This window comes from Pseudomonas sp. LBUM1640, assembly GCF_059716225.1.
Genome location: NZ_CP166816.1, coordinates 4532736 through 4543845, shown reverse-complemented (window position 1 = coordinate 4543845; position 11110 = coordinate 4532736). Strand labels below are relative to the sequence as shown.

The window sequence follows — 11110 nt, the reverse complement described above, 5'->3', positions numbered from 1 at the left end:
AATTTCTCTAGCTAATGAGATTGTAGGGGGCAGATTGAGCAAATTGATTGAATGTTTTTTGAGACAGAGTAAGTGAAGTTATTGATAATGCAGAACCTCAATGAAAATGCGACGACGATCATAAGGTTATCCTCGTCCGGGCGTGAAAGATCAGAGCGCTGTCAAGGGTAGTGTTACGGGTGAGTGCAGCTGAATACATTTGAGGGCGGAATTCGCGTTGATGCTGTAGCGTAGAAGTTGGACAGAAAGCCCGCTGAAGAGCCAGTAACGACGGAGCCAATAAGGTGTATTGGCCGGACGGATAAGTTTAAACTAACCATCATTTATCTTCGGCTGCTGTCGAAAAACTCATAAAGGAACCGATATGTCATTCCCTCCATCGCTCTCCATTTTCCTTGCCTCCATTTTTTTGCTGAGCCCGCTATGCTTCGCCGAGGCCGAGCCGGCTAATGACAGTAACATCAAGGACTCAGCCAAGGCGGCTGTCTCTTTGGCGATTTCGGCCAGCAAGAATCTTTTGGGTGGGATTAGTGAAGGAGTGCTAGACGGACGCCAGTCGGCACAGGGGACCGACGGTGCTTCGATCATTTCCACACGTGAGCAAATGAAGGACAGCATCGATATTCAGGTGCTCAAGACGGAGGCCGTTGGCGACTCCTTCAATGTCACCCTAGGCTTTAAGAACAGCAGCGACACCCTACTGCGCGTGGTCAACCTCAATCAGACTGGGACCTTACTGGTGATCGATCAGGACGGCTACGCCAACGCGCTTGCGGCAAGCCCTGATAACCCTGATGAGGTAACTGTTCCGCCAAAAACGGCCGTGCGGCAGAAATTTATCTTTGAAGGACCCATTGCCGCGTCCAGTGCAGTACGCATGTGGGGCCAGGATTATCAGGTCAAGAAGTAATACTCTTGACCACTGACTTTGGCTCCAGTCACCAAGTCGGAATGCATCGTCACTTTTCCTCGATTACGTACAATCAGGAACGAAGCCGTCGTCAGATTGGCCATGGCTGTATCCTTGGTAGTTAATTGGTAGTTAATTGAGAAGGGCTTCAGGCGAAGCTTAGCGGACGCCAGTGGACGTTGTTAAGAGAAATGTTCAGTGTTTACGTGGCTTGTGAGGGCTGTATTGGATAATGGAGGACACTGCGGGACTTTGGTTCACCTTTATGGGGCGCTAGGGGTCGAGTGTTCGAATCACTCCGTCCCGACCATATATTCTTAAATAATCCAATCACTTAGCGGTGATTGGATTTTTTTATGGCTGTCGGTTTTACGTGAAGTGGAAATTTGCCCCCACTTTTTGCCCCGCTCAGAATCCTATATTTCTGTCGTGTGAAAACTTGAGGAGGTGCTGATAATTAGGGTGGGGGGGGCTGAGCGTCCAGCGCGATGTGACATTCAATCATCGACCTCACTGATATCCAATGAGATGAGCCCCTCGAATTCGTACGCAGCGCCAGGTTGCGGAAGCAGCTTCAACATAGCGAGCGGGGGGTGCTTGCGATTTTGGAGCGTTGCCTCAGCAAGGGAGTTGTTCTGACGCCGAAGCTCGGACAGGTCAATCGCCTTGGGCTCTGCGGGAAGCTCCACAGTATCGCCTGGACTCGATGTGTCTGGGGGCAATCCTGATCATGCTTAATGGAGCGTTCCTCTTCTAATTGGGCTTCTGGTCGTACAGGGGGAGAGGGGGCACGGCCCTGTGAGCCTCGACTTGCAGGCGTAGCGCTATGGGCAGTAACTCAGCCTGCCTAATAGCTCGCTCCGGCTGCGAGCTTTCAGAGTGAGAATTACAAATGCTGCATAGAACGGTATAAAGATTGTATTGATCAGCGCGTTCCAGGCCCACGGGGCGTCGATCCCCAGTTGGCTTCTTATGAGACGTCTTAACAGCATCTCCACCACCAGCAGTGGCGGAGATAACACTGCGAGGCTCAGCGCATTTTGCGTATCAGGCCCATTGAAGATTTTATAACGCTCAACGGTGCCATAAAGATCACTCCTTAGTGCTTGGCCGCTCGGCGACCACTGTGAAAAGGCGAAATACCACAATGGTCGTAAACAGCCGGGTAAAACCCGCGAATATCGAATATACCGTGAAGCTACCTGGACTGTTTTGCTGAAAGGCAATCATGGCGTCTGCCACCCAGTCGGGCTGCTGACTGGATACGATGGCGATCACCAGCAACACCGGGGCGAGTGACAACGCAAAGCAAGCCACTACTTGCCATAGTTGCCCTCTGGACATGATGATACTTTCGCGTATTGCTGCTGCTATTGGGAGCCCTCGCAATAATACCAGGCACTGGTTAAACATCAGTCGCATCATCACCCACAGTGCCAGGAAAAATACTGCGAACTTGAATGTAATCCATACCCCGGGATCGATGACCGAGAAAATTACGATCTTTACCCACATATCAGCAGAAATGAACGACAGATTGGCAACGACGAGCAGCAACTGGTCGAGCGCAGACAGCACAGCCAGTGCTGGCCACAGGCGTAGCACTTTGGACAGTAAGTCATCTGTGGCCACTGGCTCGTCCCGGCTACGCGCATCGAGGATGAGCAGCAGCAATCCGGTGTAAAGCGGCGGGATGACTGTTCCGATTACCGCTTGCCACGCCCAATCGCCACCGATGCCCAGTTGGCTTCTAATGATATATCTTATAAACATCTCTACCACTAGAAGTGGCACGCACAGCAACGCGATACTTCCGGCGTTACGGAAAAGTAGGCGAAATGACGCTGTCAAAATTTTTAGCGGATTCATTCAAATTTCTTCATAGAGGATAAAGGTTCTACCCGGTTAATTTTCTACGGTGAATAACGGCAGGGCGTTGTAACAGCCCTGCTACATTGACCCACCCAATGAACCAGGAGCCGGATCACGGCCCCCAGCGTTCATCCACGGTGTTTTGTATAGCGGGATCGTAAACTATCGTAACGTTCTCGGTCTCACTGACGGCCTTGGCCAGCGCAAGGAATATCGTGTTGCACGTGTGATGACCCACTCGTAACTCACCGAATAAGGCATTTGCTTGAGCGGGGTCATCCGCTGGTTTTTGAAGGGCGCACGGTTGATATCTCGCTCTAGACGAAGCCGGGAAAACTCCACGCAGTAGCGTGCCAGTCAGGCCCCGACCTCAGGTTAACAATGCAGAAATCGGTGAATTACGCCGTGGGACCAGCTTTAGCCGGCAAGGCGGTATCTCTGATAATAGAGACGTACTGAATGTACCGGCCTCTTCCCGGCTGAAGCCGGTCCCACGGGGTAAATCTCGGGATCTGTAGTTGAAAAAGCTCACTGACTCTGCGCATCCTGGCGGTTGACTGAATCTTTGGCGTCTTTCTGATAGCGCGGTGCGAAGTGCGGCAGCAGCAATCGCGCCCAGGAAGAGACGATTTTGCTGGTTTCCTGAGGGCAGCGTGCAGCTCTGGATTTTGGAAGCAACCCTCGATCAACAATTGAGACGTACTCCTGTGGATTACGGCCGTAAACCATGCAGAGCAAGTTGTAATAGCGCTGTTCGTTCAGGGAATGTTCACCCGAGAATGCATCGTGGAGTGCATTGCCGTTTTGCAGTGACGCATTGGTCCTGAACCAGGTGGCGGTCATCGACAATACCCGGGTGAGCTGTTCGGGGGGTTCATCGCGGTTTACATGCAACAGAATCATGGTCGCCGCCATTTGATCGACAGCATCTTCCTCACGCCCCGTGGACGGCAGATTCAGCAAGTCGATAAACGCATGGCCGGTTTCATGCAGCAGAATAAAACGCAGGTTGGACTTCACGTAATCGGTCGGGAAATCCGGATCGTTGTTCGCATTCAGTTCATCGGCCTGACGCAGCAGGTAGTTGACCATCTCATAGCAGAGGAAGACCGCAGAGTCTTTCGGGCTGTAGAACGCATTCACCGTCCCGCACTCCATGGCCACGTAGTGCAGAGGGCGAGGCATTATGAACATGCCGTCCATTGCGTCAATTTCGACGTTACCGACCAGCAGGTCGGCCTTGCGTGTGAACCGGTAGGCTTCTTCCAGCCGGGCATCACGAGGAGCCTGGTACGTATAGGAAAACCGCGTGCCCTTGCCGTCCGATACATCGGTTTTTTGCGCGTCCTGTGCGGCAGGTTGTTGCTGCACGGGTTGTTGCGCAGGTTGTTGCTGTACGGGTTGCTGTGAGGGGGGGCGCGTATTTGCGTTGTTCTGGGGCGGGTTGCCACCGGACTCGTTTTTCGCAGCTTGAGCCAGCCCAACAAGGTAGGAATAGTCAGGCTCTCCCTGCTGACGAGGGGTATCGAAGGGCTCGAAGCTGTTTGAAATCAATACGGAGATCGCCTGCATTTCTGCATCCCGGCTGCCGCTCCAGACCAGATCATAACCACGGACTTCGCCTCCACGCTGTTCATAGCGGCTGTAGTATTTCCCGGTGCCGCGATCACCCGCAATGATGAACAAGCTGCCTTTTCTGAATGAGTAAGTTACGGTGGATTTACCGTTGCCGGTCAGGTCGTTGTACAGCGTGTCGATGGCGTCGGTTTTGGTGTTATCGATACGCAATAGCTGGATCGAAACACTTCGGTCTTCGGAATCAATATTGACGAAGTTGGGTTCCGGGTTAGTGGTCCTGGTGAGCAACTTTGAAGGGTAGGCCAGCGTCACGCCGGATTTGGGCTCGGTGATGGTCGTCCAGCCATACTTCGTGCGGTTATTCAGCGCCATACCACCCAGATGCATGGCGAGGTCGGCATTGAGCGTCCCGGTGCCAGCTTGCTTGTATTGCTGCTGAACAGTTGCAATGGCGTCCCGGGTGCCTTTGTCAAACTGGCCATAAATCCAGCCGTTGTAAAACCCGCCCCAGATCAAGCCTTCTTGGATCAGCTTTCGCTCATCGACGCTGAGCGAGGCTTCGGTGTTGTCGGCATTCTGGGGGGCGTAGGGGTTAGCGGGGGCTGCGACACCCGCTAACACGCTTGCAGGCTGCCAGCCAAAAGTTGTGACAGTCGTGATGAACGCCACGTGCAACATTCGATTTTTCCAGCTCGTCGAGGAGCGGATTGCTACGGTCCCTGTCGTCAATGGAATAGACCCTGAAGTGCGCTCGCCAGATAAAGTAAGTTCGTCATCGTTTAATTCAGTTCTCAGGTATTGCTTCGTAGCCTTCGAGTGCATAGCCACTGATGCTCGTCCCGGTCAGGTGGTTGCCTTCACACCTGTAGCTTCGCCGTTCGTAGCTGTAGGAAGTCCGTATCTGCTTTATATCGAGCAGAGGATGCTGTAACTGCCAGCCTTCCTCGACTTCGTAAGTCAGGTGTTTGTTATCAGTGGCGACTACACCGTCGGAGTGGATCAATGTCTGCCTTGATCCGTCGTCGCTGGGTAACGGCTGCGGATCGGCTTTTTTCTGATCGGTTCGCCAGGTCGCCTCAAGGAAAGCACGGCAAGCGCAAGCGTTTGGCAGTCTGCGGTCTTCGAGCGTACTCGGCGGCAGTTGCCCACTGGCATGGACGCAGACGGGCAGAACCAAAAGTACAAGCGACGACATAAAGCCCGCCGTGGCTTCACGAGGTGTTGCTCTCCTGGCGGATGCAGTAGCCATACTCCGTGTTTATCCTTAAATGCTGCACTGTCGACGGCTTTTAATGTCGGATGCGCAGTCACGCTATCGGCAGAAATTGCATAGGTTGGCTATTAGCAATTTACGGGGAAACGATAAATTTCCAATAGCACATCCGTACTATAGGTGCCGCGATAGTGAGTGTGCTAAATATGTATCGCTCATAACGTCAAGCGCGCTGCTTTAAAAAAATTAAGTGGTCATACTCGTAGGGCGGAGACGCCGATATGCTTTTCAGTAAATCCAGTTCAATGATTCTAGGCGCGCTGGTAGTAGTAGCGGGCCTTCTTTTCCTCTCTGGTGGTGTAAGGGCAGAGGGCCGCTGCCCGCCAGGTCAATACCCAATAGGCGACAACCGCGCACCAGGATGTGCTCCAATTCCCAACGGCGGGGCTTCCGACAGCCAGCAAGGACCGGTTGCAACGGGGAAGTGGGAGACCAGATGGGGGGCAATTGCTGAGGATTCGAGCACGCTTACCACTGGTGCGGCGTTCTCAATGAAGTCGAAGCGACGGGCGGTCAGTGCTGCAATGGGAGAATGCAGTCGCCTGGGTGGTAAGCAATGCAAACTTAGGCTCGCCTATCACAATCAATGTGTGGCGATTGCGGACCCATCGGCGGAGTCGCTTGCTCGCTCATCCGGGCAGTCAATGGCGGTGACTGCCGAGACCGAGGGCAAAGCCAGGGATATGGCGATCACGCAGTGTCAGGCCTACGGAGCAGGGCAGGTCTGCAGCGTGGTGTATTCGGGTTGCAGCATGTCAGAATTCAAAGCCTTCTGATCGATGACTCTATTGGGTAGATGCAGACATGGCGATGTTCGGCACCAGTCTGCAGAAGTTCCTCAACGAGGACGTCAAAGGCCTGATCACCCATGTGGTGACAGGTAAGGAACAACAGCCGGAAGATCAGATCGACAAGAGCCTGGCCTGGATGCAGGTGGCACTGTCGAGCATCGATGGCATCAAGATCATGAATGACCCGGGGCTGCAGGCAGACAAGACGCGGGCGCTGTGGTTCATCGGCATGGGCACGGGGGGGCAGCCGTCACCGCCGGTGCGATGTTGCTGCTCTACGAGGTCGTGCTGGCGCTGTTCATCGGCCCGGGGCCCTTGTTCATTCTGTGTCTGCTGTTCGACCAGACCAAGCAGCTGTTCCAGCGATGGCTGTTCTACGGTATCGGCACCATGTTCTCGATGGCGGTACTGGCGGCGATGGTATCGATCGCGCTGGACATGGTGATCCGTGTCTCGGCCGCGTTCTGGTCCGCCGCCCTGGTCAACAAGTTCCTGCTCGATGGCGCCTCCAGCGACGGCATGACCAGCCAGGCGATGCAGCAGGGCGGCATGGGCCTGATCCTCACGACCTTGATCCTGACCGCGCCCCCAATGGCGGCGATGTTCTTCCAGGGGACTTTGGGTGGTTTCGCGCCATACTCCCAGATCGGTGGATCCCCGGCTGGCCAGCCCGGTCCGCAGGGGCAGCCGCCGGGTTCGTATACGCCGGCTGCGCCGGACAAAGCGCGATCGGAGTCACCGAGCGATCCCGGCGCTGCTGCATTGGGACGTATGACGGTTCCCGGTGGCGAGGTGCAGGCGAAGCCCAACATCGGTACACGCGGCGCGGCCCATTAATCGCTTTTTTGAGATATGAATATGAGCAGAGTCAGCATAGTTTTTCTGATGAGTCGTCGATGGATTGCCTATGGGGCTGCGCTGCTTCTCATGACATCGGCCGATCCTGCTTTCGCAGAGGGACGCTGTCCGCCGGGTCAGTATCCAATCGGGGACAGTCGTGCGCCGGGGTGCGCACCGATTCCTACATCGGGTACGGAGGCCGTTGGACCGCGGCCAACGGGACGTTGGGTCAAGACCTGGGGGGCAATCGCAATGGCAGCCTCGAACGGTGATCTAGGTGTTGCACTAGGGCAGATGTCGAAAGGTGACGCTGTCAAAGACTCTCTAGCAAAGTGTGCTCAGTACGGTGCTGTGGACTGCAAAGTTCATCTGACCATCAAGAATCAATGCTTGGCCGTTGCGTCCGCAGTTGGGGCATCTCAGACGATGTTTGGCCGTGGTGGTTCGAAAGATCGCGCTTCCGTGGTAGCGGTAAATGCTTGTGAAAGTAAAACGGGCGTGAAGTGCAAAGTTGCATATGCGGAATGTACAGAGCCCGTATTTCAGCCTTTCTAATGCGGGAGGCTGTGCGTAGATAGGAGAATTTGATGGTGCATGTTCTGGCGTAGAGGACTTTTCAAAGAAGCACGCCGGCTCGTGCTGTACTTTGATCACCCACGTGGTGACTGGCAAGGACGAGAAGCCGGAGGACCAGATCGACAGGAGCCTGGCCTGGATGCAGGTGGCGCTGTCGAGTATCGACAGCGTCAAAGTTCTGGATGACCCCGGGTTGCAGCCCGACAAGACCCGTGTGCAGTTCTCGATGGCGGTGCTGGCGGCGATGGTGTCGATCGCGCTGGACATGGTCATTCGCGTGTCCGCCTCGTTCTGGACGACTGCGTTGGTCAACAATACCTGTTGGAGGACCTTGCCTCCAGCGACGGCATGACCAGCCAGGCGATGCAGCAGGGCGGCATGGGGTTGATCCTGACCACGCTGATCATGACCGCCCCGCCGGGTGCTGCGGGGGAATGGATAAAGACGTGGGGCGCGATCGCTGTGTCCCAGGTGACATCCGATGCGGGCGTATCTACAAGTCGATTGTCAAAGTCGGAAGCCGAGCGGCAGGCATTGGAATTATGCGCTGGAAAAGGAGCGAGTGATTGCTCTGTGGTTACTGCGTACAGAAATCAATGCGTTTCTTGGATGATTCCTGGAGGCCGACTTGGTAAGGGAAAGTCTGGCATTGGAACTGGTTCCACGCCGGCGGATGCGCGATCTGGTGCATTAAATATATGCAGGGATGATCAGGGCGCAGGTTGCGTTGAGACCTATGCGAATTGCACCGAGGCCCAGTTCAAGAGGTACCGAGTTTATTGAAAGAAGCTATTGAGTATTTGGCGCTTCCGGCGGAAATGACAACTCCGAAAAGTTAGGTGACGATCAGCCGATCCTGACCGCCCCGCCGATGGCGGCGATGTTCTTCCAGGGCACGCTGGGCAGCTTCATGGCGTACTCGCAGATTGGTGGCGCCGGCGGCGGCACCGCGCCGGGCCCGCAGGGGCAGCCGCCGGGTGCGGCGGGGTCTTATACGCCGGCGGCGCCCGCCGCGCAGACTCATGCGACAAATAATGCTGGGCCTGTCGCTATGCCAAGGCTCTCGCCCGGTTCTGAGGCCGCAAGCTCTCCAACTGGACTCAGGGGCAATGCCCCGTCATCCGGAAACACTTGAGGTTGCAATTCATATAGCGGTCTGTAGAGGAAGCAATAATGTCCCCAAGAATGGCTTTAACTTTCCTATTGGTGCTCGCTATCGCCAGCGCGAGCTTTGGAGTGCGCGCGGAAGGAAATTGCCCGCCCGGCTATTATCCGATAGGCGGGCAAGGGGTTCAGGGGTGCGCACCCATCCCAGGCGCAGGGAATAGCTCATCCTCGGCCGCTCCAGTGCGATCAGCTCCTGTTCCAACCGGCGAGTGGATCAAGACATGGGGTGCGATCGCCGCGTCAAAGGCGACGTCGGATGCCGGAGTCTCAACCGCGAGGTTCTCCAGGCAGGATGCGGAGCGTGAGGCGCTGGGGAAATGCTCAGATCGTGGTGCTCGTGATTGTGCCGTGTCTTTTACATATTTCAATCAATGTGTGTCCTGGGTGATCCCGAGCGGAAGGTCCGGGAAAGGACAGTCCGGTATCGGTAGTGGCCCCACACCCGAAGTAGCCAAGGAAGGGGCTGCAAAGTCCTGCAAGAATGATGAAGCGGGAAGCTGTGTAGAGTTCTATGCGGACTGCACTGAGCCGTACTTCAAAAAGTACTGATTCTTCAACATCTGGGCTGGGCGTTTACTGCCAATTCCGACATGAAGCACTCATTAACTGCTGTATTTCTTCTTCTTGCGTTCGGCTTTGTCGAAGCTGTTCATGCTGAGGGAAATTGTCCTCCGGGGTTTTATCCAATTGGGGGCCAAGGGGTCCAAGGCTGTGCTCCAATTCCAGGAGCGGCGGGTGCTGGATCTTCCAGCGTGACGCCGGAAGCTCCTCGGCCTACAGGGGAATGGATTAAAACCTGGGGCGGGCTCGCGGGTGCGATAGGCGGTGCGGAAGGTGGCGCAGCTGTCGGAGCTAAGAGCAAGGATGAAGCCTCGCGCCTAGCAATCCAGAACTGTGAAAAGAGTAGTGGAAGGGCTTGCAAGGTAGAGTTTGTCTATTTCAATCAATGTGCCGTTGCTGTTGTGTCCTCATTGGCCAGTACGGGGACGCAGTATGCGGGTGGCCCTACGATCGAAGCTGCGACGACTACTGCGTTGAATGCCTGCAGGAGCAAGGGCGCGAAACAATGCAGGACGATCTATTCCGCTTGTTCCGAGCCTATCTTCAGAGCATTTTGACCAAATGGCATGGCTCTGATCTGACCGGCCGGCCCCCGATGGCGGCGATGTTCTTCCAGGGCACGCTGGGCAGCTTCATGGCGTACTCGCAGATTGGTGGTGCCGGCGGCGGTACCGCGCCGGGCACGCTGGGGCAGCCGCCGGGCTCGATGGGTGGCGGGGGGGGCTTATACGCCGCCTCCGCCGTCCATGGGTGGGCAGGATGGCGGTGGGACTCGTAGTGGTTCAGACGCTGGACGCCTTGTCACGCCTTCTGGCGGTGATCTTGCTCCGCAGCCTGTTGTGGGGCAGCGCGGTGTGGCGAGGACCGATTAAGTGGAGGGTAGCGCTATGCCAATTATCATGAGCTTTGTACGTAACAGCATCCTTGGAGTCGGATTAGCCCTCGGGCTGTCGCTAGTCCCAGCTGCTGCCAATGCCGAAGGAAACTGTCCGCCAGGCTACTATCCGATCGGAGGGCAAGGGGTTCAGGGCTGCGCCCCGATTCCCGGCGGCGGCAGGGGGGCGGCCGGTACTGTACAACCTGCGCCTCAGCCTCCGCGACCTGCAGGATATTGGAAAAAGACTTGGGGGGCATTTGCCATGTCAGATGCGAACGGCGATATGGGTGTCACGTATGGACAACCATCGAAGCAAGTGGCGATCGAAGATGCATTGAGAAAATGTGAGAAGCATGGTGCAGGGGATTGCACTGTTGCAATGACCTATGAGAATCAATGCGCTGCATTGGCCAAAGGCCCCTCCGGCTCAAAGATCACCACATTTGCCAGTGCAGCCAACGAGGTAGAAGCCTCCAGTATTGCCTTAAAGCGTTGCGAAGGACTTACGCCTGGCGCATGCGCAACCTTTCACACCAATTGTTCCAAGCCGATTTTTCATGCGTATTGAATTACAACGGCGTTGGGTTTGGATGTGAATCTGGTCGCTGTAGTTGATCGTGCAGGGCGCCCGAGTCAAAACCCGTCTCTGGTTGGACCCGTCTCTG

General features: G+C 55.5%; 12 protein-coding genes. 9 read left to right on the top strand and 3 right to left on the bottom strand.

Annotated elements, in window-relative coordinates:
* Window positions 1–364: 364 nt before the first annotated feature.
* Entirely contained in the window at window positions 365–910 is a 546-nt protein-coding gene (locus ACA065_RS19895) for a hypothetical protein (protein WP_497691176.1), read from the top strand.
* A gap of 1092 nt (window positions 911–2002) precedes the next feature.
* Here the strand turns inward: ACA065_RS19895 and ACA065_RS19890 are convergent.
* From ACA065_RS19890 to ACA065_RS19880, 3 genes are all read right to left on the bottom strand, one after another.
* Window positions 2003–2779 carry a hypothetical protein gene (locus ACA065_RS19890; protein WP_497691175.1) on the bottom strand — a complete coding sequence of 259 codons (777 nt, stop codon included), beginning with the start codon at window positions 2777–2779 and terminating at the stop codon, window positions 2003–2005.
* A 531-nt stretch (window positions 2780–3310) separates the two neighbouring features.
* Complete coding sequence (locus ACA065_RS19885) at window positions 3311–5038, bottom strand: DUF4344 domain-containing metallopeptidase (protein WP_497691174.1); 1728 nt, start codon at window positions 5036–5038, stop codon at window positions 3311–3313.
* 106 nt (window positions 5039–5144) lie between these two features.
* On the bottom strand, window positions 5145–5609 hold the full coding sequence (locus ACA065_RS19880) for a hypothetical protein (protein ID WP_497691173.1): 465 nt from the start codon (window positions 5607–5609) through the stop codon (window positions 5145–5147).
* 245 nt (window positions 5610–5854) lie between these two features.
* On the opposite strand from ACA065_RS19880, the gene ACA065_RS19875 reads away from it, so the two are divergent.
* The 8 genes from ACA065_RS19875 (at window position 5855) to ACA065_RS19840 (ending at window position 11013) form a co-directional block, all read left to right on the top strand.
* Window positions 5855–6409: a DUF4189 domain-containing protein gene (locus tag ACA065_RS19875; protein ID WP_497691172.1), complete on the top strand. Its 555-nt coding sequence runs from the start codon at window positions 5855–5857 to the stop codon at window positions 6407–6409.
* Window positions 6410–6688: 279 nt separating this feature from the next.
* The gene (locus ACA065_RS19870; RefSeq protein WP_497691171.1) at window positions 6689–7261 is read left to right on the top strand and encodes a type IV secretion system protein; all 573 of its coding nucleotides are present in this window, start codon (window positions 6689–6691) and stop codon (window positions 7259–7261) included.
* Window positions 7262–7276: 15 nt separating this feature from the next.
* Entirely contained in the window at window positions 7277–7819 is a 543-nt protein-coding gene (locus ACA065_RS19865) for a DUF4189 domain-containing protein (RefSeq protein WP_497691170.1), read from the top strand.
* A gap of 91 nt (window positions 7820–7910) precedes the next feature.
* The gene (locus ACA065_RS19860) at window positions 7911–8192 is read left to right on the top strand and encodes a hypothetical protein (protein ID WP_497691169.1); all 282 of its coding nucleotides are present in this window, start codon (window positions 7911–7913) and stop codon (window positions 8190–8192) included.
* A complete protein-coding gene (locus ACA065_RS19855) occupies window positions 8189–8623 on the top strand; it encodes a DUF4189 domain-containing protein (RefSeq protein WP_497691168.1) in 435 nt (144 codons plus the stop codon). Before ACA065_RS19860 ends, ACA065_RS19855 begins: the two co-directional genes overlap by 4 nt.
* A 390-nt stretch (window positions 8624–9013) precedes the next feature.
* On the top strand, window positions 9014–9556 hold the full coding sequence (locus ACA065_RS19850; protein ID WP_497691167.1) for a DUF4189 domain-containing protein: 543 nt from the start codon (window positions 9014–9016) through the stop codon (window positions 9554–9556).
* Between the two features lie 41 nt (window positions 9557–9597).
* The gene (locus ACA065_RS19845; protein ID WP_497691166.1) at window positions 9598–10125 is read left to right on the top strand and encodes a DUF4189 domain-containing protein; all 528 of its coding nucleotides are present in this window, start codon (window positions 9598–9600) and stop codon (window positions 10123–10125) included.
* 330 nt (window positions 10126–10455) lie between these two features.
* Window positions 10456–11013 carry a DUF4189 domain-containing protein gene (locus tag ACA065_RS19840; protein ID WP_497691165.1) on the top strand — a complete coding sequence of 186 codons (558 nt, stop codon included), beginning with the start codon at window positions 10456–10458 and terminating at the stop codon, window positions 11011–11013.
* Window positions 11014–11110: the final 97 nt, after the last annotated feature.